At 45.0% G+C, this 26461-nt stretch carries 24 protein-coding genes; 11 read left to right on the top strand and 13 right to left on the bottom strand.

Annotation, left to right across the window (positions count from 1 at the left end; all coding sequences use genetic code 11):
• Positions 1-158: 158 nt before the first annotated feature.
• From ettA to J4N40_RS13740, 3 genes are all read left to right on the top strand, one after another.
• Positions 159-1826 carry an energy-dependent translational throttle protein EttA gene (gene ettA, locus J4N40_RS13730; RefSeq protein ID WP_005381894.1) on the top strand — a complete coding sequence of 556 codons (1668 nt, stop codon included), beginning with the start codon at positions 159-161 and terminating at the stop codon, positions 1824-1826.
• A 230-nt stretch (positions 1827-2056) separates the two neighbouring features.
• Positions 2057-2416, top strand: coding sequence for a PilZ domain-containing protein (locus J4N40_RS13735; RefSeq protein WP_031781006.1), 360 nt, complete (start codon positions 2057-2059; stop codon positions 2414-2416).
• Between the two features lie 39 nt (positions 2417-2455).
• Positions 2456-3457: a M23 family metallopeptidase gene (locus J4N40_RS13740; protein ID WP_005381900.1), complete on the top strand. Its 1002-nt coding sequence runs from the start codon at positions 2456-2458 to the stop codon at positions 3455-3457.
• Between the two features lie 77 nt (positions 3458-3534).
• Here J4N40_RS13740 and tyrA read toward each other — a convergent pair whose 3' ends face one another.
• The 3 genes from tyrA to nagZ form a co-directional block, all read right to left on the bottom strand.
• Positions 3535-4662, bottom strand: coding sequence for a bifunctional chorismate mutase/prephenate dehydrogenase (gene tyrA, locus J4N40_RS13745; RefSeq protein WP_005381901.1), 1128 nt, complete (start codon positions 4660-4662; stop codon positions 3535-3537).
• A 21-nt stretch (positions 4663-4683) separates the two neighbouring features.
• Entirely contained in the window at positions 4684-5760 is a 1077-nt protein-coding gene (locus J4N40_RS13750) for a 3-deoxy-7-phosphoheptulonate synthase (RefSeq protein WP_005381904.1), read from the bottom strand.
• 207 nt (positions 5761-5967) lie between these two features.
• Positions 5968-6951: a beta-N-acetylhexosaminidase gene (gene nagZ / locus J4N40_RS13755; RefSeq protein ID WP_017821494.1), complete on the bottom strand. Its 984-nt coding sequence runs from the start codon at positions 6949-6951 to the stop codon at positions 5968-5970.
• A 99-nt stretch (positions 6952-7050) separates the two neighbouring features.
• Here nagZ and J4N40_RS13760 point away from each other — a divergent pair, with 99 nt between their 5' ends.
• A complete protein-coding gene (locus J4N40_RS13760) occupies positions 7051-8163 on the top strand; it encodes an anhydro-N-acetylmuramic acid kinase (RefSeq protein WP_017821495.1) in 1113 nt (370 codons plus the stop codon).
• A 36-nt stretch (positions 8164-8199) separates the two neighbouring features.
• The gene (murQ, locus tag J4N40_RS13765) at positions 8200-9129 is read left to right on the top strand and encodes an N-acetylmuramic acid 6-phosphate etherase (protein WP_017636161.1); all 930 of its coding nucleotides are present in this window, start codon (positions 8200-8202) and stop codon (positions 9127-9129) included.
• Between the two features lie 51 nt (positions 9130-9180).
• Here the strand turns inward: murQ and J4N40_RS13770 are convergent, their stop codons facing one another.
• Complete coding sequence (locus tag J4N40_RS13770) at positions 9181-9453, bottom strand: hypothetical protein (RefSeq protein ID WP_005381911.1); 273 nt, start codon at positions 9451-9453, stop codon at positions 9181-9183.
• A gap of 114 nt (positions 9454-9567) precedes the next feature.
• Positions 9568-9909, bottom strand: a complete 342-nt coding sequence (locus J4N40_RS13775) for a DUF2799 domain-containing protein (RefSeq protein ID WP_005381912.1) — start codon at positions 9907-9909, stop codon at positions 9568-9570.
• 280 nt (positions 9910-10189) lie between these two features.
• On the opposite strand from J4N40_RS13775, the gene J4N40_RS13780 reads away from it, so the two are divergent.
• From J4N40_RS13780 to J4N40_RS13795, 4 genes are all read left to right on the top strand, one after another.
• Positions 10190-11674 carry a carbon starvation CstA family protein gene (locus J4N40_RS13780; protein ID WP_005381914.1) on the top strand — a complete coding sequence of 495 codons (1485 nt, stop codon included), beginning with the start codon at positions 10190-10192 and terminating at the stop codon, positions 11672-11674.
• 193 nt (positions 11675-11867) lie between these two features.
• A complete protein-coding gene (locus tag J4N40_RS13785) occupies positions 11868-13538 on the top strand; it encodes a sensor histidine kinase (protein WP_005381915.1) in 1671 nt (556 codons plus the stop codon).
• 31 nt (positions 13539-13569) lie between these two features.
• Positions 13570-14298, top strand: coding sequence for a two-component system response regulator BtsR (gene btsR, locus J4N40_RS13790; protein WP_005381917.1), 729 nt, complete (start codon positions 13570-13572; stop codon positions 14296-14298).
• Between the two features lie 71 nt (positions 14299-14369).
• The gene (locus tag J4N40_RS13795) at positions 14370-14843 is read left to right on the top strand and encodes an arsenate-mycothiol transferase ArsC (protein WP_250654282.1); all 474 of its coding nucleotides are present in this window, start codon (positions 14370-14372) and stop codon (positions 14841-14843) included.
• Between the two features lie 46 nt (positions 14844-14889).
• Here J4N40_RS13795 and ispH read toward each other — a convergent pair whose 3' ends face one another.
• The 6 genes from ispH to murJ form a co-directional block, all read right to left on the bottom strand.
• Positions 14890-15855 (bottom strand): 4-hydroxy-3-methylbut-2-enyl diphosphate reductase, encoded by a 966-nt coding sequence (ispH, locus tag J4N40_RS13800; protein ID WP_042521861.1) that lies wholly within the window; start codon positions 15853-15855, stop codon positions 14890-14892.
• 24 nt (positions 15856-15879) lie between these two features.
• A complete protein-coding gene (fkpB, locus tag J4N40_RS13805) occupies positions 15880-16311 on the bottom strand; it encodes an FKBP-type peptidyl-prolyl cis-trans isomerase (RefSeq protein WP_042521860.1) in 432 nt (143 codons plus the stop codon).
• A 144-nt stretch (positions 16312-16455) separates the two neighbouring features.
• Complete coding sequence (gene lspA, locus J4N40_RS13810) at positions 16456-16962, bottom strand: signal peptidase II (protein ID WP_005385948.1); 507 nt, start codon at positions 16960-16962, stop codon at positions 16456-16458.
• Positions 16963-17035: 73 nt separating this feature from the next.
• Complete coding sequence (gene ileS, locus J4N40_RS13815; protein WP_017821497.1) at positions 17036-19864, bottom strand: isoleucine--tRNA ligase; 2829 nt, start codon at positions 19862-19864, stop codon at positions 17036-17038.
• Between the two features lie 64 nt (positions 19865-19928).
• Positions 19929-20864, bottom strand: a complete 936-nt coding sequence (gene ribF / locus J4N40_RS13820; RefSeq protein ID WP_005381933.1) for a bifunctional riboflavin kinase/FAD synthetase — start codon at positions 20862-20864, stop codon at positions 19929-19931.
• A gap of 69 nt (positions 20865-20933) precedes the next feature.
• Complete coding sequence (gene murJ, locus J4N40_RS13825) at positions 20934-22496, bottom strand: murein biosynthesis integral membrane protein MurJ (RefSeq protein ID WP_005385957.1); 1563 nt, start codon at positions 22494-22496, stop codon at positions 20934-20936.
• Between the two features lie 305 nt (positions 22497-22801).
• Between murJ and rpsT the strand changes: the two genes are divergently transcribed.
• On the top strand, positions 22802-23062 hold the full coding sequence (gene rpsT, locus J4N40_RS13830) for a 30S ribosomal protein S20 (protein ID WP_005381938.1): 261 nt from the start codon (positions 22802-22804) through the stop codon (positions 23060-23062).
• A gap of 304 nt (positions 23063-23366) precedes the next feature.
• On the opposite strand, the gene J4N40_RS13835 is transcribed toward rpsT, so the two are convergent.
• Both J4N40_RS13835 and nhaR read right to left on the bottom strand, forming a co-directional pair.
• On the bottom strand, positions 23367-23675 hold the full coding sequence (locus J4N40_RS13835) for an ArsR/SmtB family transcription factor (protein WP_005381940.1): 309 nt from the start codon (positions 23673-23675) through the stop codon (positions 23367-23369).
• A gap of 288 nt (positions 23676-23963) precedes the next feature.
• Complete coding sequence (gene nhaR / locus J4N40_RS13840; RefSeq protein WP_005381942.1) at positions 23964-24854, bottom strand: transcriptional activator NhaR; 891 nt, start codon at positions 24852-24854, stop codon at positions 23964-23966.
• Between the two features lie 386 nt (positions 24855-25240).
• On the opposite strand from nhaR, the gene J4N40_RS13845 reads away from it, so the two are divergent.
• A complete protein-coding gene (locus tag J4N40_RS13845) occupies positions 25241-26386 on the top strand; it encodes a Na/Pi symporter (protein ID WP_025768431.1) in 1146 nt (381 codons plus the stop codon).
• The last annotated feature ends 75 nt before the right edge of the window (positions 26387-26461 follow it).

The raw sequence follows: 26461 nt of genomic DNA on the forward strand, positions 1-26461 counted from the left end.
CGAATAACAAAAGTGTATACCCTAACCGTGTAAGTTTCCGGTCAGCTCAAAATAAGAAATCCATTCGTTAGGGAAATTCTTGCAATGCGGTAACAAAAACAAAGCAGTTGGTATAAAATGATGGGTTTGAATGACAGTTAATTTAGGAACGATCGGCAATGGCTGAATACGTATATACCATGTCGCGGGTGAGCAAAATTGTGCCACCTAAGCGTCAAATTCTTAAAGACATCTCTCTGAGCTTCTTCCCTGGTGCGAAAATCGGTGTTTTAGGTCTGAACGGTGCAGGTAAATCCACACTGCTACGTATCATGGCAGGTATCGACACGGATATCGACGGTGAAGCGCGTCCACAACCTGGTCTAAACGTAGGTTACCTACCTCAGGAACCAGTATTAGACGAATCAAAAACCGTTCGTGAAGTTGTTGAAGAAGCGGTTGCTGACGTTGCTGACGCTCTGAAACGTTTGGACGCAGTCTACGCAGCATACGCTGAACCAGATGCAGACTTCGACGCACTTGCAAAAGAGCAAGGCGAGCTAGAAGCCCTTATCCAAGCGAAAGATGGCCACAACCTAGAAAATGCGCTTGAGCGTGCGGCAAACGCACTTCGTTTACCTGAATGGGACCAAAAAATTGCGCACCTATCAGGTGGTGAACGCCGCCGTGTGGCTATTTGTCGCTTGCTACTTTCTAAGCCAGACATGCTACTGCTTGATGAGCCTACCAACCACCTAGATGCAGAATCAGTGGCTTGGCTAGAGCGCTTCTTAGTGGATTACACAGGTACCGTAGTAGCCATCACCCACGACCGTTACTTCCTAGATAACGCTGCGGGCTGGATCTTAGAACTGGACCGTGGTGAAGGTATCCCATGGGAAGGCAACTACACCTCATGGCTGGAGCAAAAAGACGCTCGTCTACAACAAGAAGCCTCCCAAGAGAGTGCTCGCCAAAAGACTATCGAGAAAGAGCTTGAGTGGGTACGTAAAAACCCTAAAGGTCGTCAAGCGAAGTCAAAAGCACGTATGGCTCGCTTTGAAGAACTGCAAAGCTCTGATCACCAAAAACGTAATGAAACCAATGAACTGTTTATCCCACCAGGTGAGCGTCTAGGTGATAAGGTTATTGAAGTGAAGAACCTGACCAAGTCATTTGACGGTCGTGTTCTGATTGATGACCTGTCATTCAGCATCCCTAAAGGTGCAATTGTTGGTATCATCGGTGCTAACGGCGCAGGTAAATCGACGCTATTCAAGATGTTAAGTGGTACTGAACAACCAGACTCGGGCACAATTGAGATGGGCGATACAGTAAAACTGGCATCGGTCGATCAGTTCCGTGACAGCATGGACGATTCTAAAACCGTATTCCAAGAGATCTCTGAAGGTGCTGATATCATTAAGATCAACAACTTCGAAATCCCAGCTCGCGCATACTGTTCACGCTTTAACTTTAAAGGCAGTGACCAACAAAAGATTATTGGTGAACTATCGGGTGGTGAGCGTAACCGTGTCCACCTTGCGAAGCTTCTTAAAGCGGGCGGCAACGTGTTGCTACTCGACGAACCAACCAACGACCTTGACGTTGAAACACTGCGTGCTCTAGAAGAAGCATTACTAGAGTTCCCTGGTTGTGCAATGGTTATCTCGCACGACCGTTGGTTCCTTGACCGTATCGCGACCCACATCATTGACTACCGTGACGAAGGCCAAGTTAACTTCTACGAAGGTAACTACACAGAGTACATGGATTGGTTGAAGAAAACATTGGGTCCTGAAGCCGCAGAACCACACCGTATCAAATACAAGCGTATTGCGAAGTAATCGCAACCCACAAAGTTTGATTGTAATTTGTACAAAGGCCGCTATCATAGCGGCCTTTGTTTTCTTTGTTATAAAAAGAGCTCATTAGCCCGTCTCGTTCGTTAAGAACATGACATTGCACTTACGTCACTCTGTAGCGACCTCGACACTTTTCAAACAACAATCGAACACTTTTTGTTCGTATTGATATACTATTCAATTCTGTTTGACGACCTGACGAGAATATTCATATGACAGAGAGACGACGCTTTTCACGTATTCTCCATCAAGCTCCAGCTAAGATAGAACAACGTGACTTGGCAATTGAAGCTAGGATTCAAGATCTTTCCTTGCATGGTTTACTCATGAAAGTGGAAGAGACTGAGGCTTTGGATCCAACCCTTCCAGTCCATGTGACTTTTTCATTTGATCAATCCGAACAAGTGATTACGTTAAAAGCGCAAATTGTGAATGTCTCTAAGTGTGAGATTAGGTTGAAGATCGCTAAGGTAGACATCGAAAGCATTAGCCAACTAAAACGATTTATAGAATTGAATGTAGGCAATAACGACCTTCTGAATCGAGAGTTAGAGCACCTCTCTGGTTTTTAGGAGAAAAATAAATGAACGCCTATTTAAGTAACAATAACTATGTCTAAAAAAATCATCATGCAGATCCCGACGAAAGACGGCGATCAGCAGTTCTATTTGGGCCGCAGTTCGGTCCTAGCAGTATTTGCTTCAGTATTGGCATTACCCGCCGTCGTTGGTGGCGCGTGGTACCTTAATCAGCAGCAGATGCACAATAAAGACGAACTAACACAAATCATCGCCAAACTGGAAAGTGAAAAGGCCGAAGTGACGGCTCTTTACGAAGAACAGCTTGATACCAATCATTCGCTTTCCCAGTCTTTGACGGACAAAAACAATCAAATTCAGCTATTGGGCAAACGGGTATTCGACGTTGAATCGGTTTTAGGTCTCGCAGACGAAGAGTTGATGATCGATGAGAACAGCATGGGGTTAGAGGAGCGAATTGACGCAGCCGCTATCGATTCTGCTGTTCGAGCGACGATGTTCCGTTTGATACCAAATGACAGCCCAGTCACATACCAACGAATTTCTTCTTCTTACGGCAGTCGTATTAATCCGATTTCAGGTAAGAGGCATGTTCATACTGGTATCGATCTGACTTGTAAAAGAGGAGAAGAGATCCTGGCACCGGCTGACGGTGTGGTGGAAACCGTTCGCCCGAGCAATCGTGGTTATGGTAACTATGTCACCATTCGTCACTCATTTGGCTTTATGAGCTCCTTTGCTCATCTACAACGCTTCAAAGTGAAAAGCGGTCAGTTTGTTAGTAAAGGCGACATCATTGCTCAATGCGGTAACTCTGGCAACTCCACAGGGCCACACTTGCACTATGAAGTACGCTTCCTCGGACGAGCACTCAACCCTCAATACTTAATGGAGTGGACACCAGAAAACTTCAATGACGTCTTTGAAAAAGAGAAAAAAGTGAAATGGGGACCTTTGGTTCAATTGATTGATAACGTTGTACGCCTACAAGTCAATTTAACCAATTCACCCTATCGCGATACCAGTATCAACACAGTATCAAGTGAAGATACGAGTAATACTGCGACGAACTGATTTGTCCATCAACACGAAAAAGAGCAGCTTACGCTGCTCTTTTTGTTTCGGACTCTGCACGGCTAAATGACCCGTGATTAGCCGCGATGAATATTATCATTCGCCTGTTTGAGTAAGTTTTGGCTCTCATTCATAAATTGTTGAGAATAAGTACCAAACCAATCACTCACCTGCTTAAAGCTTTCGATGAATCGCGCTTTGTCTCTGCTATCCAGAATCGCTACCGCATCACCTAAACGCTGATGGAATCGCTTGATCATATCGATATTCTCTTGAGAAGAGAAAATGATATCACCGTACAAGTTCGGATCCTGACCAAACAGTCGTCCCACCATCGCCAATTCAAGGCGGTAGATTGGCGAGCTTAACTTCAACAACTGATCGATGTTCGGGTTCTCTTTGCTTAGGTGCATACCGTAAGCAAACGACGTGAAGTGGCGCAACGCCTGAATCAACGTCATGCCATGATCGTGCTCTTGTGCATCGATTTGGCACAAGCTTGCGCCCCAAATCCCAAACTGTTGCAATAGCCATTGGTAATGCTCGTGACCACGGCCATCACAGTACACAATAACCTGCTTGGCAAGGCTCGGAACATCTGGGCCAAACATTGGGTGCAAACCAACCACAGGACCTTGATGCACATTCAACATTGCTTGCAGAGGCTTCGATTTGATAGAAGTCAGGTCACACAGAATACAGTCTTGCGGCAAGTTCCCCAGTTTTTCGATCACCCCTTCCGTTAGATGAATCGGCACCGTGACCACGACTAAACCCGCGTTGTCTAGAATCTCATCCGCATGATCCCAGTCTTTACTACCGAGAACTTTGACCTGGTAGCCCGACAATTTGAACATACGCCCAAACAGGCCACCCAATTGACCATTACCACCAATAATAACAACTGAGCGTAAATCAGGGTTCAAACACTTAAAACCGGAATCTTTCTCGCTGGCATAAGACTCACGCATTGTTCGACGCAGAATATCTTCAATAAGCTGTGGAGGAATTCCCATTTTTTCAGCTTCAGCGCGACGAGAAGCTAACATCGCCGCTTCGCGGTCTGGAGCATAAATTGGCAAACCATGTTCGCTTTTTACTTCCCCAACTTTCTCTACGAGCGCTAAACGCTGAGCCAATAGCTCCAACATTTGCTTGTCGACTGCATCAATCTGATCGCGTAATGCGTTAAGTTCAACTGCCATTGATGTTCCTTAAATCCTGTATTAATTAGCCTTTAGACGATTTTCTAAGAAAGGCACTAGCTCTTCATGTGCATGACGTAATAGTGCCTCAGTTGAATCCCAATTGATACATGCGTCAGTGATAGATACACCGTATTTCATCTCTTCAAGAGCTAAGTCAGAAGATTGATTTCCTTCATTGATATGGCTCTCAATCATAAGACCGATAATAGATTTATTGCCTTCACGGATTTGATGAATCACATCCTCCGCGACTAATGGCTGGCGACGGTAATCTTTACGTGAGTTGGCGTGACTGCAATCCACCATTAATGAAGCATCAAGACCAGATTTCGCCATCTCTTGCTCACACTCAGTGACTGATACCGAATCGTAGTTAGTTTGCTTGCCGCCACGTAAGATCACATGTCCATTAGCATTGCCCTGGGTGGTTAACAGTGCGACTTGTCCCTCACGGTTAATTCCCATAAAACGGTGGCTAGAGGACGCAGCTTGCATCGCGTTAATTGCGGTTGCCAAACTGCCATCGGTGCCATTCTTAAAACCGATTGGCATAGACAGGCCGCTTGCCATTTCACGGTGAGTTTGTGACTCCGTCGTACGTGCGCCGATTGCAGCCCAGCTAAAAGTATCCGCCAGGTATTGTGGGCTAATTGGGTCTAGAGCCTCAGTCGCGAGCGGGATTTCCATTTCTGCCAACTCCACCAGAAGTTCGCGTCCAACATGCAGACCGTGTTCAATATCGAAACTGCCGTCTAGGTGTGGGTCATTGATCAGGCCTTTCCAGCCGACCGTGGTGCGCGGCTTCTCAAAGTAAACACGCATAACAATATACAGTTGGTCACTTAGTTGTTCAGAGAGTGCTTTAAGTCGCTTTGCGTAATCCTTCGCCGCTTCCACGTCGTGGATAGAACATGGACCGCATACAACAAGCAGGCGGTGATCCTTCTTGTGAATAATATTAGCGATAGTTTGACGAGACTCTTGAATAAAGCGACGTGCTTTTTCACTCAAAGGAAGCTTGGTTTTTAGTTCCTCCGGGGTAATAAGAACCTGTTCTTCGATAATATTAATATTGCTCAACTCACTTTTCTGCATAACTCTAACCTGTATATTTATTTTTACACCCAACCAAACCTTTGGTGAGACAACTAAGCTTTAACGACAAGATAACAGGCTAAAAAAGAAAAACAAGCGTACAGAATAAAAAACATTTAGTGTAAATTAAAATTTACAGTCAAATAAAAAGCCAAAGCATAATTAACTTTGGCTTCTCATCGCTGTTTTGAATCTTTTACAAGAGGTTTAGCTAGTCAAGCGTTTCATCGCTTCACTCGCCGCTTTCCACTCTTGAGATAGCTTAAGTTCGCTTGGAGAAAATGACTGTTTTTTCAGTAATCCATCCGCGAGTGGCACGGTTGAAACCGGTAAGTTGTCTAATACCTCAACGTGCGCTTCTCGTTTATTACACATTAACAACATATCGCAGCCAGCTCTCAATGCTTGAGCACCTCGCTCGGCAGGGCTGCCCATGATCGCAGCGCCTTCCATGGTCAAGTCATCCGAAAAAACCAAACCTTTAAAACCCAATTGCTGACGCAGGACCTGTTTTAACCAGTATTCAGAACCGCTGGCTGGTTGAGCATCATAGTGTGGGAAAATCACGTGAGCAGGCATCATGGCATCTAAAATACCGGCATCAATTTGCGCTTTGAAGATCGCCATATCTTGTTCAAAAATATCACTGCGCTCGTCGTATGGTGTTTCTAGATGTGAGTCTGCAATCACGCCACCATGTCCAGGGAAGTGCTTGCCTGTCGTTGCCATGCCAACACTCTTCATTCCCTGCATATATGCAGTGCTATAGCGAAGAATGGTATCGGCATCTTCACCGAATGCACGGTTACCGATCGCTTTACATTGATGGCCTTGGTCAAGTACCGGGGCAAAGCTTAAATCAATATCATGGGCAATCAGCTCTGCTGCCATTAACCAACCGCCCATACGAGCAAGCTCTTCACCATTTTGATGTTTAGCGTACTCATCAGCAGCAGGAATTAATGAGAAACCTTCGCGAAAGCGCTGCACTCGGCCGCCCTCTTGATCCACACCGATCAAAAACGGGCGCTTAGCCGCCTTTCGGATGGATTGAGTAAGTGCTTGAAGCTGTTTGCTATCATGATAGTTGCGAGCAAATAGAATTAAGCCACCAACCGTAGGATGCTCCAAGATTTCTTTGTCTTCAGCGGTCAGTTCATACCCCGCAACGTCAACCCATAACGGTCCCATGTTTTCTCCTCAAAATCGGCTGAATATCTCGTATTCGATGAGGTTATTCGCTTCAGATTTGCTTTACAATAAGTGAATGAAGAATTGACGAGATCGGCTATGAAATTTAACGAACTGTACATTGGTGTGATGTCTGGAACGAGTATGGATGGTGTTGATACCGCTCTAGTTGAAATAAGCGATGAGCACGTTCGCCTGATTGCGCATGACGACTACCCAATGCCCGCAGCACTAAAAGACATGCTGTTATCTGTTTGTACCGGTCAAGCAACAAATTTAAAAGCCATAGGTGAACTTGACCACCAGCTCGGCCACCTATTTGCAGATGCTGTGTTACAGCTGCTCAATAAGTCTGGTTACGTCGTAGAGCAAATTCGTGCGATTGGTAATCACGGTCAAACAGTATTCCATCAGCCTACCGGAAACTTGCCGTTTACCACTCAATTGGGCGATGCAAACATTATCGCGGTCAAAACAGGCATTGATACGGTAGCGGATTTTCGTCGTAAAGACATGGCGCTAGGTGGACAAGGTGCCCCACTCGTCCCTGCTTTCCATAAAAGCATTTTTGCGATGCAGGATTCCACAACTGTGGTACTTAACATTGGAGGCATTGCCAATATCTCGGTACTGCATCCAGAACAACCAGTCATTGGCTATGACACAGGCCCGGGCAATATGTTGATGGACGCATGGTGTGCGCTGCATACTGGGCAAAGCTTCGACGAAGATGCACAGTTTGCACTTAAAGGAACGGTAAACGCTACTTTGTTGACTCAATTACTCAAAGAAGCTTACCTCGCCATGCCAGCCCCTAAAAGTACCGGACGAGAACTGTTCAATATTGACTGGCTGCATCAACAACTGGCCCATCACAATTTACCAATCGAAGACGTACAACGTACACTTTGCGAGTATTCTGCAATTACCATTGCCAACGAAGTCGACAAGTTTTCTCATGGCATCACACCTCAACTATTGGTCTGTGGCGGTGGAGCAAGAAACCCACTTTTGATGCAGCGACTAGCTAAGTTATTGCCACAATGGAGCGTTGCGACAACGGCAGAAAAAGGCGTTGATGGCGACTACATGGAAGCAATGGCGTTTGCTTGGCTTGCGCAGCGCCATATTCACGGCCTCCCTAGCAACTTACCGGAAGTTACGGGGGCAAGTCGTCTCGCTTCACTGGGTGTACTCTATTCAAAAAATTAAGGGCAATAGATCCTAAACAAAAAGGCTTAATTCATTATGACGAACGATGCACTTATCGCAGCTTTATCCCATCTGGTATCTGAAGGGCGAAATCCAGACACCATGGACATCGACTTGCTGCCTTCTCTCGATATTGTTCAACGCATCAACCAACAGGACAAACTCGTTCCTCTTGCCGTTGAAAAAGTATTGCCTGAGATCGCTGAAGCCGTTGATAAGATCACGGAAGCATTTAAGGTCGGAGGTCGGTTGTTTTACATCGGTGCGGGTACCAGTGGTCGACTTGGCGTTTTGGACGCTTCAGAATGCCCACCAACTTTTGGCACAGATCCAGAGATGGTCGTTGGTATTATTGCCGGTGGAAAAGAGGCAATGTTCCGTGCAAAAGAAGGGGCGGAGGACGATCCAGCATTGGGTGAGCAAGATCTTAAAGAGAATACACTAACACAACGCGATGTCGTCGTTGGTATTGCGGCAAGTGGACGAACACCTTACGTGATTGGTGGCTTAGAGTATGCGAACGAGCTTGGTGCCACCACTGTAGCACTATCTTGTAACCCTGACTCTCCGATTGCTGATATTGCTGATATTGCGATTAGCCCCGTTGTAGGACCTGAAGCGTTAACGGGATCCACTCGCTTAAAATCAGGGACGGCACAAAAACTCGTACTGAACATGCTCACTACCGCAAGCATGATTCGCCTAGGCAAAAGTTATCAGAACTTAATGGTAGATGTGAAAGCGACGAATGCAAAGCTAGTTGCAAGAGCGGCTCGTATTGTTATGCAAGCAACAGATTGTACTAACCAAGAGGCTAAAACGGCGCTCAAAGAAACGGACTACGACGCCAAGTTAGCGATTTTGATGATTTTAACCGGGCTGGATAGAGAAAGCGCGACTGAGCAACTGAACGCCAAGCAAGGATATTTAAGAAAAGTCGTGATCGCGCAAACTAATCAATCTTAATCAATAAAGCGCCTCACTTATTTAAAAGTCAGGCGCCTTTTATGGCTTAATTTAGTAGTTCAATCGTTCAATGTGAGTAATACCGACTTTACCTTCAAGGTCGCTGAACATATGAACCATTGCTGGGTATGGTTGTGCTCCAGGGTAGACAACTTCTGCATTACAGAAAAACGCATAGTTTTGTCCGGCTACGACTTGAGTAGCCACAACCAAAGGGGAGTATTTGACACCGACAAACCCCTCGATACCTTTAGCAAATACTTCTTTATTCTCTGCTGTGAGTTCATGAAATGGACTCCAGCCACCAGCCATTTGCGTTGACATAATGTGATTCCTTTTTTTCTGTGCTCACTATCAAGCAATGTGAACATAGTTTAATAAGGAAGATTTTGCCACATTTATGTGATGCAGACAGTGTAACAACGGCTTTATTGACTATTAATTTGAGTATTCATTCCAACCACGTTGCCATTCCATGCGGAATTTTTGCGCTTGCTCAGTACCTTCACAAACCCCTTCGTAATACTGACCAGATAACCCCATTTGATACGCAAAAGCAGGATTACAGTACTCACGTAAACCTTCTAAATAACCTTGGTCGTAGTCACTTTGCTTAACACTACCCAACTCACGAAGCTCGCTCATCGTGCGCGATGTGTGTCCGGTTATGCCATCTTGATATCCGATCTGATGCCAATCTCCCGACTTGGCAAGATCTGCTGTCGTTGCTGTGCATCCTGCAAGTAAAGCCAGTGCCAGACCTACCGTTACCTTTTTCATGGTTCTTCCTTAAGTAATTGTTTTCAAAAATAAGCTTACCACTAATTATTGGCGCTTGCCGCTGAGCTTGCAGATTTAACCACTGATGACTCAAATCAGCCGCTCAAGACTGTCATCAACCTTTCGCCATTTTTAAAAACCGCTCAAGCAGCATATCGACCACTCAGTGCTCTATTCGACCACTCATCTACTAACCGAATGCATTTAACACAAGTGACGCATAACATGCATCCTGAGATTAAAAAATTACCCTACCCAACTAAGACCAAGGACAATTGCTATGATGTGGTTTCTAACCTGTGTCGCAGCCCTAATCGGCGGATACTTCATCTACGGCGCTTTCGTCGAGAAGATTTTCGGCATCAATGAAAAACGCCAAACGCCAGCTCACACCAAATCGGACGGTGTTGACTTCGTTCCAATGTCAACAAAGAAAGTTTACCTAGTTCAACTACTTAACATCGCAGGTGTTGGTCCAATTTTTGGCCCGATCATGGGGGCACTATACGGTCCTGCGGCGATGCTTTGGATTGTAGTCGGTTGTATTTTTGCTGGTGCAGTACACGATTACTTCTCAGGCATGCTTTCAGTGCGTAACGGCGGTGCATCTGTACCTACCATTACAGGTCGCTACCTAGGTAATGGCGCAAAACACTTTATGAATATTTTTGCCATTGTCCTATTGCTTCTAGTTGGCGTAGTGTTCGTTTCAGCCCCTGCTGGCATGATTACCAACCTCATCAATGATCAAACAAGCTTGAGTGTAAGCATGACAACGATGGTTATTGCTATCTTTGCTTACTACATCATTGCGACGATTGTTCCTGTCGATAAAATCATTGGTCGTTTCTACCCACTGTTTGGCGCCCTACTTATCTTTATGTCTGTTGGCCTAATGACAGCCGTTGCTTTCTCTAGCGAACACACAGTAATGGGTGACTTCCAAGTTTCGGACATGTTCTCTAACCTCAACCCAAATGACATGCCGTTATGGCCTGCATTGTTCATCACTATCGCATGTGGCGCTATCTCTGGCTTCCACGCAACTCAGTCTCCACTGATGGCGCGTTGTATGGAAAATGAGAAAAACGGTCGCTTCGTATTCTACGGTGCAATGATTGGTGAAGGTGTTATCGCGCTAATTTGGTGTGCTATCGCTCTGTCTTTCTTCGGCTCTCTAGACGCTCTATCCGAAGCTGTGAAAAACGGTGGTCCTGGTAACGTGGTATACAGCGCATCATTTGGTCTGCTAGGTGTGTTCGGTGGTATCCTTGCGTTCCTGGGGGTGGTTATCCTACCAATTACGTCTGGCGATACAGCGTTCCGTTCAAGCCGCTTGATCCTTGCTGAATACTTCAACATGGAACAAAAAACGCTACGTAACCGTCTACTGATGGCACTTCCACTGTTCGTTATCGGCGGTATCTTAACTCAAGTAGACTTCGGCATTATCTGGCGCTACTTCGGTTTTGCAAACCAAACAACAGCGGTAATGATGCTTTGGACTGCGTCCGCTTACCTACTGCGTCACAACAAGCTGCACTGGATTACCACTATCCCAGCTATCTTCATGACCACGGTATGTGTCACGTTCATCTTAAACAACAGCTCGCTAGGTTTTGGTCTGCCAATGCAACTATCAACTATCGTAGGTATTGTGTTTGCCCTAGCTGTGACAGGTTACGTTATCAAAACCTCTAAGGGTAAAGGTGAAACTGAACTGGCTGACGAAGAGAAACCACAAGCCGTATCAGAAACAGCGTAATACTCGTCACATCTGAGTGACTAAGATAGGAGCCTGCCAATTGCAGGCTCTTTTTGTTTTATACCCAAGTCACTTTAAGACTCAGAAAGCACAGCGCAGCATCATTTACTTAGCTGTTCTTATCTATCTGAGCCAAGCATCTTGAGGTTACTTAGGTATACAATAACAACATTGATTCTAGGTTAGGTTCACTATGGAACTGGTCATCTCCCTTTTACAACAGATGTGTGTGTACTTAGTTTTGGCTTACATGCTAAGTAAAACGCCAATCATCTTACCTTTGCTGAGTATTTCTTCGCGCTTAAGCCACCGCCTAATTTGTTACGTACTCTTCTCTGGCTTTTGTATTCTCGGCACCTATTTCGGTCTGCACATCAACGATGCTATTGCCAATACTCGTGCGATCGGCGCAGTTATGGGCGGGCTGTTTGGTGGACCTGTTGTAGGTTTCGCCGTCGGATTTACTGGTGGCATCCATCGATACTCTCTTGGTGGTTTTACCGACCTAGCCTGTGCAATTTCAACCACCGCCGAGGGCGTAATTGGTGGTTTGCTCCACGTTTACCTTATCAAGCGAAATAAAGGTGCATTGCTGTTTAATCCAAGCGTTGTATTCAGCGTCACGTTTGTTGCAGAAGTGGTGCAAATGATTTTGCTGCTCGCCGTCGCGAAACCTTTTGATCAAGCCTATGAACTGGTGTCCGCTATTGCAGCGCCTATGATCATCGCGAACTCATTTGGTGCGGCGTTGTTCATGAGTATCCTGCAAGACAGAAAAGCAATCTTTGAAAAGTTTTCTGCGACGTTTTCGCGTCGAGCGCTCACCATTGCTGATCGCTCAGTGGGAATTCTAAGCAACGGCTTCAACACCGAAAACGCAGAAAAAATCGCACGTATTATTTACGAAGAAACCAAAGTGGGCGCTGTCGCGATTACTGACCAAGAAAAAATCTTAGCGTTTGTGGGCATTGGCGATGATCACCATAAACCAAACACGCCGATTTCATCGCAAAGCACATTAGACTCCATGGAGAAAAACGACATCATTTATCTTGATGGCGCGGAGCGTCCATACCAATGCTCCATTGCAAAAGATTGCAAGCTCGGATCTGCGCTGATCATCCCACTGCGTGCAGGGAAAGAGGTCATTGGTACCATAAAGCTGTATGAACCGAAGCGTAAATTGTTCTCGACGGCCAACATGTCGATGGCGGAAGGAATAGCCCAGCTTCTATCTAGCCAAATCCTTTATGGCGATTACCAACAACAACAAGCCTTACTCGCCCAAGCAGAAATAAAATTGCTTCACGCTCAGGTGAATCCACACTTTTTGTTTAATGCACTCAATACTATTAGTGCGATTACTCGTCGTGACCCTGACAAAGCGCGCGAGCTAATCCAAAATCTATCGCACTTCTTCCGCAGCAATTTAAAGCAGAACATTAATACCGTGACGCTAAAGGAAGAGCTTGCACATGTGAACTCGTACTTGAGCATCGAAAAAGCGCGTTTTACGGACCGCTTAGAGGTTGAAATCGATATTCAACCTGAATTGCTGGACATCAAATTACCAAGCTTTACACTCCAGCCTTTGGTTGAGAACGCCATTAAGCATGGCATTTCAAACATGCTTGAAGGTGGTAAAGTTCATATATACAGCGAAGCACACCCACAAGGTCACTTGATTACCGTCGAAGACAACGCAGGCAGTTTTGAACCGCCAAAAGAAAACCACTCAGGGCTAGGTTTAGAAATTGTCGACAAACGTCTCACTAATCAATTTGGACGTGATGCAGCGCTAAAAATTACGTGCGAGCCACATCAATTTACTAAAATGAGCTTTATCATTCCCCCAAAATCATAAAAGCACGCTGAAGCAATAAAGGTAATGTTGGATGTTAACCGCACTCGTCATTGATGATGAACAGTTTGCTCGTGAAGAGCTAGCAGAGTTACTGGATGAAACAGGCCAAGTTGAGGTCGTGGGCGATGCCTCAAACGCAATCCTTGGCCTAAAAAAAATCAATGAACTCAAGCCTGATGTGGTGTTTCTCGATATCCAAATGCCTCAAGTCACGGGGATTGAATTACTTGGGATGCTTGATCCAGAAACCATGCCTTATGTGGTTTTTGTCACGGCTTATGATCAGTATGCGATTCAAGCATTTGAAGACAATGCCTTTGATTACTTGCTCAAACCTGTCGACCCATGCCGGTTAACTAAAACGGTCAAACGACTAAACAAAGTCATTAGCCAATCCGCCCTAACGCAACAACTGTCTGCTATTACACCTGACACGTTGGATCAGATACCGTGCATCGGACACAACCGCATCGTTATCATGGCCACCGACACGGTGGAATGTGCTTACAGTGATATCAGCGGCGTGCATGTACGCTCCACCAGCCAAACCGCGAGCACCCAACTGACATTAAAAACGTTGGAAGAGAAAACCCCTCTAGTCCGCTGCCATCGTCAATACTTAGTCAGTATTAAAGCGATTAGCGAAATCAAGTTACTGGAAAATGGGTTAGCGGAAATCATCACCAAAACAGGCTTTGAGATACCAGTAAGCCGCCGCTACTTAAAGGTGCTCAAAGAGATGCTCGGCATTAGCCACTAACACAAAAACTTCACACATCATCGCTGAGTTTCCGCTAGCGTATAAATAGGACGCTCTGAAAAGACGAGGCGATGATGTATAAAGTTTTATTCATATGTAAGTACAACGCTGGACGAAGCGTCCTCGCGGAGTCAATCGCAACCAATATCCTGCCAGCAGATTTTAGTGTCACCAGTGGAGGCTCACATCCCACAGGCAAGGTGCACCCAGTGGTGCAAAAATATTTAGATGACCACCAACTCCCCATTCCGCATATCCACACGCATTCATGGGAGGAGCGAACTCAGTTTCTTCCCGACATCGTTATTATTCTCTGTGATTCTTTACATCAAGAAACCGCTCCTCAGTGGCTTGCAGGTGGTGTTCGAGTAAACTGGCAAGTTGATGCTTTTCCGACCTATGGTTCTGATGAAGACATGTACGCACATTGCGAAAAGGTTGCTCAATCGCTTGAGCGAAGAATCACGAAGATGTCTGATATGATTATCGATGGTTTAGGAAAAGACCAAATTCGTGATTACCTAAATGAGTTAAGAGAGATGTAAAAAAGGCGACCCACAGGTCGCCTTTTGAATATTCGATAAATAGAGACTAATTCACTTGCTTGATTTGAAGTTCTTTAGGTACTTCAAAGAACATATTCTCTTCACGGCCAAGTACTTCATCAACCGCTTCGGCACCAACGAGTTCTTTGATTCGCTCTAGAATCTGATTAACGAGCTCTTCCGGAGCAGATGCTCCCGCAGTCACGCCGACCTTTGTTTTGCCTTCGAACCACTCAGGTTTGATATCTTCCGGACAGTCGGTTAAGTAGCCAGGTGTCCCTAGCTTTTCAGCTAGCTCTTTAAGACGTGTAGAGTTTGATGAGTTTTTAGAACCCACCACAACCATCACATCTACGTCACCAGCTAATTCACGTACGGCATCTTGGCGGTTTTGTGTCGCATAACAGATATCGTCTTTACGTGGACCTTGGATATCTGGGAACACGCGGCGTAGCTCTTCGATAACATCGGCAGTTTCATCGACAGAAAGCGTCGTTTGGCTTACGTAATGAAGATCGGATGGATCTTTCACAATCGCCTTCAGTTTCTCAACATCGGCTGGAGTTTCAACCAAGTACATACCACCGGTTTCACTGGCGTATTGCCCCATCGTACCTTCGACTTCAGGGTGACCTGCGTGACCAATCAGAACCACTTCCATATTACGACGGCTCGCACGCGCCACCTCCATATGCACTTTGGTTACTAAAGGGCACGTTGCGTCAAATACGGTCAAATCACGCTGCTTGGCTTCCTGACGAACTGCCTGCGATACACCATGAGCAGAGAAAATCACAATGTTGTTGTCTGGCACTTCGTGCAGTTCTTCAACGAAGATAGCACCACGCTGTTTTAGACCTTCAACCACAAAACGGTTATGCACCACTTCATGTCGAACATAGATAGGTGGCTGATACATCTCTAGCGCACGCTCTACGATGCTAATCGCGCGGTCAACACCAGCACAGAAACCACGTGGGTTAGCTAACAGGATTTTCATTTCATTGCTCATGGAAGTTATCTTTTATTTGGTTCGCTATTCTACTGACAAAATTTCAACTTCGAAAGTCACGTCTTGTCCCGCTAGAGGATGGTTGAAGTCCACAGTGACTGAATCGCCTGCTATCTCTGTAATAATGCCCGGGATTTCCATGCCATCAGGGCCACTGAAGGCCATGATTGTACCAACTTCCACTTCTGCATCACCTACAAATTTAGTGCGATCCATATAGTGAATATGATCAGGGTTTGGCATACCAAAAGCGTCCGCCGCTTTTAGTTCAATTGCCTTTTGTTCGCCTACTTGTAAGCCTAGTAGGCATTGCTCAAAGTTCTCACTCAAGCTGCCATCGCCCATAACAAACTTCGCTGGTTTACCCATGTTATGAGTACTATCTGCAACCGATCCGTCTTTCATTTTAATCGTAAAGTGAAGGGTTACTACCGATTCATTGGTTATTGTTGTCACGTTAATGCTTCCTTGTTCTTGGGTTATTACGCTGTCAGCTTGGTCTTTTTATACATTGATATGCTGATTGGCGCTCCAACATAATAAAAAGCGTCGCTCGAATCAACGGACGACGCTTAGGGTTATTCGATATACCGCAAAAGATTACTTGTCAGCGTCTTTTTTACGGAAGCCATCCAGAATAATCATTGCCGCACCAATACAGATCGCCATGTCAGCAAGGTTGAATGCTGGCCAGTGGTAGTTACCCCAGAAGAAGTCTAGGTAATCAACAACAAAGCCATGAACGACGCGGTCAAACACGTTGCCCACTGCACCACCAATAATCAGTGCATAAGCAATGTTGTTCCATTTTTCTTTTGCTGGAAGCTTGCTCATCCAGTAGGTCAAAAGACCCGTCACAACAAACGCGATACCTGTAAATAACCAACGCTGCCAACCGGCTTGATCGCTCAAGAAGCTGAATGCAGCACCGTAGTTATGAACATAAAGTAGGTTGAAGAATGGCAACACCTCAATTCGGTTTGCCCATCCGTAGCCCATGTTGTCCATCACCACCAATTTGATGCCAATATCTGCAATAAATACCAGAATTGCTAACCACAGCCAGCGAACTCCAGATTGCTTTAACGTCAGTGCTTTTTCACTCATTACTTTACCTACAAACAGCCCCAGTAAATACTGGGGCTGTTAATTTTAAAAAAAGTTCAGTCGTTCTAGGCAATTACGCGAATTTACGTACTTCACCTTCGCCGTCTACGTTAGACACACAACGACCACAGATCTTCTCGTGACCTTCAATTGTGCCTACGTCTGGCGTGTGGTGCCAACAACGGTCACACTTCTCGCCTTCAGCTGCTGCTACTTCTACAAACAAGCCTTCGATATCTGTGGCTTGTGCTGCATCCGTCTTCTCACCTAGAGGCTTAACTTTCGCCGCAGAGGTTAGTAGAACAAAGCGCAGTTCATCTTCAAGTTTGTTGATCTTCGCCGCTAGTGCGTCATCAGCAAACAGAGTCACTTCAGCTTGTAGTGCACCACCAATGGTTTTCTCTTTACGCGCATCTTCTAGAAGTTTGTTTACCGCACCACGAACCGCTTGGATCTCAGACCAGAATTCGTTGTTCAGCTCTTCACCTTCAGCAAGACCGAATAGACCGTCGAACCACTCACCAGTGAATACGAACTTGTCGCGTTGACCTGGCATTTCGTTCCAGATTTCATCTGCAGTGAACGACATGATTGGCGCCATCCAACGAACTAGCGCTTCTACGATGTAGTAAAGTGCAGTCTGACAGCTACGTTGAGCGTTGCCGCCACGTTTTGCTGTGTACTGACGGTCTTTAATTACGTCTAAGTAGAAAGAGCCCATTTCGATTGAACAGAATTGCATTAGACGCTGAGTTACACCGTGTGTGTTGTACTCTTCGTATGCTTTAACAATCTCTTCTTGTGCTGCTAGTGCACGACCAACCGCCCAGCGATCTAGCGCAACCATCTCTTCAACAGGAACGATGTCTGTTTCAGGGTTGAAGCCGCTCAAGTTAGCTAGGAAGAAACGCGCTGTGTTACGGATACGACGGTACGCATCTGCGCTGCGTTTTAGGATTTCATCAGAAACCGCAACTTCACCAGTGTAGTCTGTAGAAGCAACCCATAGACGAAGAATGTCAGCACCTAGCTTGTTGGTTACGTCTTTTGGCGCAACCACGTTACCGATAGATTTAGACATCTTACGACCCTGACCGTCAACCACGAAACCGTGTGTCAGTACTTGTTTGTAAGGTGCTTCGTCTTTCATCGCAATAGATGAAATTAAAGAAGATTGGAACCAACCGCGGTGTTGGTCAGAACCTTCTAGGTATAGGTCTGCACTGTTGCCGTTGTACTCTTCACGAGCATCAACAACAGAGAAGTGAGTGACACCTGAATCGAACCATACGTCTAGCGTATCTAGCACTTTTTCGTATTGGTCAGCGTCAGCACCTAGTAGTTCAGCGGCATCTACATCCCACCATGCTTGGATGCCTTTCTCTTCAACCAGCTTAGCGACTTTCTCGATCAGCTCTAGCGTGTTTGGATGAAGTTCTGCTGTTTCTTTATGAACAAACAGAGCAATTGGCACACCCCAAGTACGTTGACGAGAGATACACCACTCAGGGCGACCTTCGATCATACCTTCGATGCGGCTTTGACCCCACTCAGGCATCCACTCTACATTCTTGATTGACTCTAATGCTTTAGCACGTAGGCCAGCTTGGTCCATAGAAACGAACCATTGAGGTGTAGCACGGAAGATGATTGGGGTCTTATGACGCCAACAGTGTGGGTAGCTGTGCTCGTAAGCGTGGTGGTGTAGTAGTGCACCTTTTTCTTTCAGTACTTCTACTACTGCATCGTTCGCTTTAAATACGTGCTGACCAGCAAATAGCTCTGTATCTGGTAGGTAAACGCCGTTTGAACCAACTGGGTTTGCTACTTCTAGGTTGTACTTGTTACCAACCGCGAAGTCTTCTTGACCGTGGCCAGGTGCAGTGTGAACAACACCAGTACCTGAATCAGTCGTAACGTGATCACCAAGGATCGCCGGTACAGTGAAATCGTAGAATGGGTGTTGGAATTGAGAAAGCTCTAGATCCGCACCTTTAGCAAAGCCAAGGTTGTGGAAGTGCTCGATACCTGCACGGTCCATTACGTCTTTCGCCAGCTCAGCAGCAACGATGATACGCTCGGCGTTGTCGCCTTCTGTTTGGATAAGTACGTACTCTAGATCATCACGTAGACATACTGCGCGGTTTGCTGGCAGTGTCCAAGGTGTTGTTGTCCAGATAACGATAGATACGTCACCGTGACCTTCATGACCTTCTGTCAGTTCAAATTTAGATAGCAGTGCCGCTTCGTCAGCCGCTTTAAAACGAACGTCGATAGATGGCGATACTTTATCTTTGTATTCTACTTCCGCTTCAGCAAGAGCAGAACCACAGTCTGTACACCAGTGAACAGGTTTGAAACCTTTTAGCAGGTGACCATTGCTTGCGATCTTACCAAGAGCACGAATAATGTTCGCTTCAGTTGCGAAATCCATAGTGCGGTATGGCTTGTCCCACTCACCCATGATACCAAGGCGTTTGAAGCTCTCTTTCTGACCTTCAACCTGACCTGCTGCGTATTCACGACATTTCTCGCGGAATTCCGCTGCTGTCACTTTTTGGCCTGGCTTACCTACTTTCTTCTCTACCATTAATTCGATTGGTAGACCGTGGCAGTCCCAGCCTGGGATGTAAGGTGCGTCAAAACCTGAAAGTGTTTTGGATTTAATAATAATGTCTTTAAGAATCTTGTTTAGTGCGTGACCAATATGAATGTCACCATTTGCGTAAGGAGGGCCATCGTGCAATACGAATGACTTTTTGCCTTTCTTAGCTTTACGGATTTCACCGTAAAGATCTTCTTTGTACCAACGCTTAAGCATTTCTGGCTCACGATTGGCCAGGTTGCCGCGCATTGGAAACCCTGTTTCAGGTAAGTTCAGGGTATCTTTATACTCACTCATCGATTCTTAATTCCGTTATATTGGGCGAAAATTAGACATTATGTTGAACGGTGGAATAAACCGCTCAACGCTTAAGCTGACGCAGCCACACCCTTGCTGCTTCAGCATCCAATTCGATTTGTTGTTTAAGTGCTTCAAACGACTCAAACTTTTGCTCATCTCGAAGTTTATGCAAAAGTTCCACTTCTAGTTGCTTGCCATATAAATTGGCATGAAAGTCGAATAAGTGCACTTCTAACTGTTGGCGAACACCATTGACGGTTGGTCTCTGACCAATATTAGCAACACCACCAACTGGCTTATTTCCTAAGCCAAGCGCTTGAACAACATAGACTCCGGAAACCGGAGAAACACAGCGTTTCAAAGGAATATTTGCAGTAGGGAACCCAATGGTTCGACCTAGCTTTCTTCCGTGAGAAACACGACCGCTGATGCTGTAGTTTCTTCCCAGCATCTGTTGCGCGGAATGCAAATCGTCACGCGCCAGCGCTTGACGGATAGCCGTACTGCTGACACGTAATTGTTGTAAACAAAAGCTCTGGGTACTTACGACATCAAAGCCGTATTTTTCCCCTGCTTCCTGCAGCATTGCAAAGTTACCTGTACGGCCTTTGCCAAAGCAGAAATCATCACCAACGACAAGAAACTTAACACCCAAACGCTCGACCAACAAGTCACGGATAAACTCTTCCGCGGTTAAACTTGCAAAATGGCGATTGAAATTGACACACAGTAAGCGGTCAATATCGAGCTTACTCAATTGCACGAACTTATCGCGTAATCGCGTCAACCTTGCAGGTGCCTTGTCTTTGGCAAACAGCTCCATCGGCTGAGGTTCAAAGGTCATCACAACAGAAGGCAAGGATAGCCTGTCCGCTTGCTCAGACACTTGCTGCAATACTTGTTGATGGCCTTTATGGACACCATCGAAATTGCCAATAGTCAGCACACAACCATGATGTCGCGGGTTGATATTGTGAATGCCTCTAATCAGTTCCATTGGATACTGCTTTCTGCCTCTGTTTTACTTTACACTGTGTGAAACTGACGGATTATATACTAATCACCCTCAGTCTGTCCCAGCTTTTAGGTCTTTTAAACGCGCACCAGTTAAAAATAGAACCACTAGGTAAACCACGGCTCCTAAACCGATCAACATCCCTAGCACCGCGCTTCGGTGAGCAAAGCTCCAGCCCAGCCATACTGACATATCTTCCAGTTGCCATAAGATTGCCGCCACCATCGCCGCGCCAGCAATAGCTAAACGTATAATAAAGAAGACGGTTCGCTTAGTGATTTGGTATACCTCTGCGATGTGCAGGCCACGATACAGCAGTGCCATATTCACAAATGCCGATAGTGCCGTCGCGATAGCCAAGCCAACGTAGCCATAGAAGTACGCAAAAATTGCATTAAATACCATGTTGGTCACCATCGCAATGATGCCGTATTTCACTGGCGTTTTAGTGTCTTGACGCGAGTAATAACCCGGAGCGAGCACTTTAATCAGCATAAAGTTCAACAAGCCTGAAGCGTAAGCAAAGAGTGACAATGATGCTTGATGTACGTCTTGTGGCGAAAACTCACCTCGCATGAATAACACCATCAACATAGGTTTTGCCAGTACCATCAAACCAAGCATTGCAGGAAGGCCAAGTAAGATCACCATGCGCACCCCCCAGTCCATGGTTTGTGCGAATCCTTCATTTTGTGCGTCAACATGTTTGCGTGATAATGCTGGTAAAATCACCGTTGCAATAGCAATACCAAACAGACCTAACGGGAATTCCAACAAGCGATCTGAATAGTACAACCAACTGATCGAACCGGTTTGCAGAAAGCTGGCAATAAAAGTATCAAACAACAAGTTGATTTGGCTTACCGACACACCGAACAAAGCAGGAATCATTAAGGTTCGGATCTTCACCACGCCCGGATCGCGCCAGCCCCATTTCGGCTTAACCATAACCCCCGCTTTAATAAGGAAAGGGATTTGAAATAAGAACTGAACCAAACCACCAAGGAAAACACCGATGGCAAGACCAATCTCTGGCTGTGGCATCTGCGGCGAGATAAACCATGCTGCCAAAATGATCATCACATTGAGGAAGACAGGAGTAAACGAAGAAACCGCAAACTTACCTAGTGTATTGAGAATGGCTCCCGATAGGGCAACAAAAGTGATGAACCATAAATAAGGAAAGGTAATCTTGAGCATCACGCTAGCAAGTTCGAACTTCTCAGCCGCGGGACCACCATGCATCCAGTCTAGGAACCAACCAAAACCAAACAGTGCAGTCACCACTCCGGAACCTAGAACACCTAAGATGGTAACAATTGAGACTATCACCCCTAATGTACCCGCCGCACGAGCAATGAGCTCCCGAGTTTTATCCATGTCGCCTTGAGCATGGCTTTCCGTTAAAACAGGTACAAACGCTTGGGAAAAAGCACCTTCAGCAAACAAACGTCGTAAAAAATTAGGAATTTTATTGGCGAAGAAAAAGACGTCTGCGCTTGCTCCTGCCCCCATTAAATTTGCCACTACAACATCACGAACTAGGCCAAGAACGCGGGAAATAAATGTCATAGCACTGACGATCATGCCAGACTTGAGTAGTCGTTTACTCACTGTAACCTCGGAATATCACCATAAGACAGCTAACCCTATACTGTTTCTCTGACAGGTGCTGTAAATAGACGTCAAAAATCTATCCGCGGGTTGTAAGGAATAAGTGTGCCTTTCGCGGATAATTATTAGCATTGGTATAAAAATGCTGTTAGAATCCCCGCCATCTTAACCGCGATAACCTCTCTTACCAAAATTTGTTTTGGCTTAGATCGGTTTTTGCACAAATCATTTGACATTTAAGCGCAAATGAGGGATATTCCTCGCCCTTAAATTGTCACAGAACTAAGTTTTTGGGAGTTAGACCCTTGGCAAATAGTAAATCTGCTAAGAAGCGCGCTATCCAAGCTGAGAAACGTCGTCAGCACAATGCTAGCCGTCGCTCAATGATGCGTACTTACATGAAGAAAACTGTTGCTGCTATCGAAGCAGGCGACAAAGAAGCTGCAACTGCTGCATTCGCTGTAGTTACACCTATCCTAGACCGCATGGCAACTAAAGGCCTTATTCACAAGAATAAAGCAGCTCGCCATAAGTCTCGTTTCGCTGCACAAATCAAAGCTCTTTAATAGAGTCCTGATTTTACAGTGAAGAAAAAACCGACCTTGTGTCGGTTTTTTTATATCTACAAAATTTTCTTAATAAAAAAAGCTGGCAATGCCAGCTTTTCTTTTTCTGAATGTCCCATTTAAAGACATCAGCTTATTCATTACCCATATAACGCTCAAACTAGAAAGCACTAATAAAACACTTGAGAACAAAGCAAATTGGTCGATGAGTAGTACCCTATCATCAAAAGTTTAACGCCACTCTCAAATATTCCAACAAGTTAGATTCACACTCTAAGATGAGCAGTATATTAGGACTATTTAATTAATGTTGAGCACTCTCAGCACAATAAAGACTATGCAGTGTTTTTATTAACGCTTTCACTTCATCACTCTTTAATGTGTAGTACACCGTTTGTGCTTCTTTCCTTGTCGTGACTAACTCATCACGGCGAAGCCAAGCAAGATGCTGAGATAATGCCGACTGGCTTAGCTCTAACTTTGCACACAGCTCTCCCACGGACAGCTCTTGGTTATGCAGCATACAAAGGATTTGTAGGCGTCTCTCGTTTGCCATCGCTTTGAGCAACACGACGGCTTTTGCGGAGTTCTGCTCCATTTCTTGTAGATTCATGTGTTGGACCTCTAGCTACAACTTACTTATTCCAACCCTGGCCAGCTTGTTGTGTTGCACTGATTTATATATCTAAGAAAATCAAGATACACTTCCAGAGTCTTCATTATTAGAACCTCTAATTTAGTTGTTAGTGATACACCAATATTATCCACCAAGGATTTTAATTGGTGCGCCATCAATAATTAATAGTTTTGCTCACTAAAACAAGTATCTTGCTTACTTAGATATTATTTAGAATTATATTTTTATTGATAGTAATCTATTTATTTACGCAACGATACGGGTTTACTCAAACATTTGACTGAAATCAGCATCACAAACATTTTTTACCGCGGGGTGTTGGATCATTCGTTCCGCAAAAATCACGTAGTACTCTTCTTTTAGCCCATCGACATGGCCAATTAGCTGTAAATTTCGGTCGTCTTCAATCTCCGACATGTATACGGTCGGTGCCAAGAAAATCACATCATCGTGGTACCGAGCAAAAGCTTTCATCAACGCAACATCATCAAACTCCCCCAGCACATTGGGTTGAAGGCCTTGACGATCAAACCATTGAATAACTTTACGCCCCATAGCCGTTCGGCTCGCGGGAATCAGAAGTTTTTTTTGTTCCAAGATCTCAGGGAATCGCACATTTTCAATTTCAGAAGAAGCAAAAAAGCTCATGCTACTTTCACCCAACTTTTTGCTATAAAGGCCAGGACTTTGAGTAGAATCAACGGGACAATCCGAAAGGATCATATCTAGCTTGTGCTGAGAAAGGCGTTCAAGTAGCAGTTCGTGGGTCGATTCATAACAGCGTAAATGAATACTGTTATCTTCCGGGACGGTCGTCATCAGTACTTTACTGACCAAGCGTTTAGATAATGCATCGGCTACACCAACTTCAAATAGAATGTTCGAGTGCTGGCTGTAATTGACGATATCTAACATCTCATAGCTCAAACCGAACATCCGGTCGGCGTACTTAAACACAAGCTGACCTAACTCAGTGGGCTCAACTGTACGACCATTGCGCTTGGTTAACTTTCCTTTCATGCGCTCTTCAAGCGCTTTAATCTGTCCTGTCACGGTTTGCGGTGTCAGGAAGAGCGCGTCAGCCGCCTTAGTTACAGAGCCCTGTTTGCACACCATCCAGAAATAATAGAGATGGTTGTAGTTTAGATGTGACATGATCGAGTCCCGAAAAGAAAGTGATACTTTTTATACCAAATGTGACAGAGACAAACAATAAACTCGACAAAACCATACAATACCTTACAAAAGTATAAGTTTTACCGAAAGTATAAAGTCAACACTGTCATAAAAGTTGAACTGAGGCGCATTTTCTCTACAAAAAAAACGCAAAAATCAAATAAAACGAAATCAAAATTTAACCATTAAAATCAATAGGTTAAAAATTAATTTTCTTCCTCTTTTACGCCATTATCAAAAAGAACAATAAAAATCTCTCACAGCAAGAAATCTGTAATATTACTGAAATATTTATTCTCTAACATCGCCCGCAGATTCAACTACAGACCGAAAAATGAACTGAAAGGTCAACGGAGAAAATTATGATGAACCAAGCTACTTCAACAGTGGCACCAATTTCGAGCACAGCTCGTTGGTTACGCTGGGCTAACTTGGCATTCATGTTATATCTGCTTCTTCTAGCAGTATCTATGGTTGGTAGTGGCTTTAAATGGGCAACTGGCGATCAAGCTAAGGTGCTATTTGAATTTGCCGCACACCCAGTTGCAGGTCTAATGATCGGCTTGGTGGCAACAGCCTTAATTCAGTCTTCAAGTACTGTAACGTCTATTATTGTAGGCTTGGTTGCAGGTGGCTTACCTGTAGAAACCGCTATCCCTATGGTGATGGGTGCTAACATTGGTACCACAGTGACCAATACGCTTGTGTCTCTTGGCCACGTGCGCTGTAAAGAAGAGTTCAAACGTGCATTTGCAAGTGCAACCATTCATGACTTCTTCAACTTGCTTGCTGTCGCTATTTTCCTTCCGTTGGAAATGATGTTCGGCATTTTAGAGAAAGTTTCTCACTGGCTTGTTTCTCCACTGCTTGCTACTGGTGATATGAGCATTAAAGGCTTCAACTTTATTAAACCAATTACAAAGCCAGTCGTAGGCGCAATTAAAGAGCCACTTTCTACCTTCGGTGATACTGTTGGCGGCGTCATGCTTATTGCTTTGGGTATTGCGACTATCTTCGTTGCAATCACAGTGATGGGTAAATTGATGAAGAGCCTAATGGTTGGTCGTGCACGTGAAATTTTGAAAAACGCCATCGGTCGTGGTCCTATTCACGGCATCGTATCAGGCTCAATCGTGACCGTTCTAGTACAATCTTCCTCAACCACGACAAGTTTAATGGTTCCGTTGGTTGGTACTGGCGTGTTGAAAGTACGAGATATCTACCCTTTCACTCTGGGTGCTAACATTGGTACTTGTATTACGGCACTACTAGCAGCGACAGCGGTATCTGGAGAGTTCGCAGTATTCGCACTTCAAATCGCTCTAGTCCACTTAGTATTTAACATCATGGCGACGCTGTTTATCTTTGGAATTCCATTCCTACGTGAGATTCCGGTTAAAGGCGCTGAGATGATTTCTGAAATGGCTATTAAGAATAAAGCAGTTGTTGGTGGTTACCTAATGTCAGTATTCGTTATTCTACCAGGTGCAATTCTAGCCCTAACAACGTAACAACAACGACATACCATCGCTTATTGTTTAGGCTCCACATCGTGGAGCCTTTTTTATGATAATTAAACTGTTCAA

This window comes from Vibrio sp. SCSIO 43097, from assembly GCF_023650755.1.
In the GTDB taxonomy this organism is placed as follows: domain Bacteria; phylum Pseudomonadota; class Gammaproteobacteria; order Enterobacterales; family Vibrionaceae; genus Vibrio; species Vibrio alginolyticus.

Bases quoted from the DNA above. Each gene is read 5' to 3' on its own strand.
- ettA (WP_005381894.1), top strand. From the start codon at position 159: ATGGCTGAATACGTATATACCATGTCGCGGGTGAGCAAAATTGTGCCA.
- J4N40_RS13735 (WP_031781006.1), top strand. From the start codon at position 2,057: ATGACAGAGAGACGACGCTTTTCACGTATTCTCCATCAAGCTCCAGCT.
- J4N40_RS13740 (WP_005381900.1), top strand. From the start codon at position 2,456: ATGTCTAAAAAAATCATCATGCAGATCCCGACGAAAGACGGCGATCAG.
- tyrA (WP_005381901.1), bottom strand. From the start codon at position 4,662: ATGGCAGTTGAACTTAACGCATTACGCGATCAGATTGATGCAGTCGAC.
- J4N40_RS13750 (WP_005381904.1), bottom strand. From the start codon at position 5,760: ATGCAGAAAAGTGAGTTGAGCAATATTAATATTATCGAAGAACAGGTT.
- nagZ (WP_017821494.1), bottom strand. From the start codon at position 6,951: ATGGGACCGTTATGGGTTGACGTTGCGGGGTATGAACTGACCGCTGAA.
- J4N40_RS13760 (WP_017821495.1), top strand. From the start codon at position 7,051: ATGAAATTTAACGAACTGTACATTGGTGTGATGTCTGGAACGAGTATG.
- murQ (WP_017636161.1), top strand. From the start codon at position 8,200: ATGACGAACGATGCACTTATCGCAGCTTTATCCCATCTGGTATCTGAA.
- J4N40_RS13770 (WP_005381911.1), bottom strand. From the start codon at position 9,453: ATGTCAACGCAAATGGCTGGTGGCTGGAGTCCATTTCATGAACTCACA.
- J4N40_RS13775 (WP_005381912.1), bottom strand. From the start codon at position 9,909: ATGAAAAAGGTAACGGTAGGTCTGGCACTGGCTTTACTTGCAGGATGC.
- J4N40_RS13780 (WP_005381914.1), top strand. From the start codon at position 10,190: ATGATGTGGTTTCTAACCTGTGTCGCAGCCCTAATCGGCGGATACTTC.
- J4N40_RS13785 (WP_005381915.1), top strand. From the start codon at position 11,868: ATGGAACTGGTCATCTCCCTTTTACAACAGATGTGTGTGTACTTAGTT.
- btsR (WP_005381917.1), top strand. From the start codon at position 13,570: ATGTTAACCGCACTCGTCATTGATGATGAACAGTTTGCTCGTGAAGAG.
- J4N40_RS13795 (WP_250654282.1), top strand. From the start codon at position 14,370: ATGATGTATAAAGTTTTATTCATATGTAAGTACAACGCTGGACGAAGC.
- ispH (WP_042521861.1), bottom strand. From the start codon at position 15,855: ATGAGCAATGAAATGAAAATCCTGTTAGCTAACCCACGTGGTTTCTGT.
- lspA (WP_005385948.1), bottom strand. From the start codon at position 16,962: ATGAGTGAAAAAGCACTGACGTTAAAGCAATCTGGAGTTCGCTGGCTG.
- ileS (WP_017821497.1), bottom strand. From the start codon at position 19,864: ATGAGTGAGTATAAAGATACCCTGAACTTACCTGAAACAGGGTTTCCA.
- ribF (WP_005381933.1), bottom strand. From the start codon at position 20,864: ATGGAACTGATTAGAGGCATTCACAATATCAACCCGCGACATCATGGT.
- J4N40_RS13835 (WP_005381940.1), bottom strand. From the start codon at position 23,675: ATGAATCTACAAGAAATGGAGCAGAACTCCGCAAAAGCCGTCGTGTTG.
- nhaR (WP_005381942.1), bottom strand. From the start codon at position 24,854: ATGTCACATCTAAACTACAACCATCTCTATTATTTCTGGATGGTGTGC.
- J4N40_RS13845 (WP_025768431.1), top strand. From the start codon at position 25,241: ATGAACCAAGCTACTTCAACAGTGGCACCAATTTCGAGCACAGCTCGT.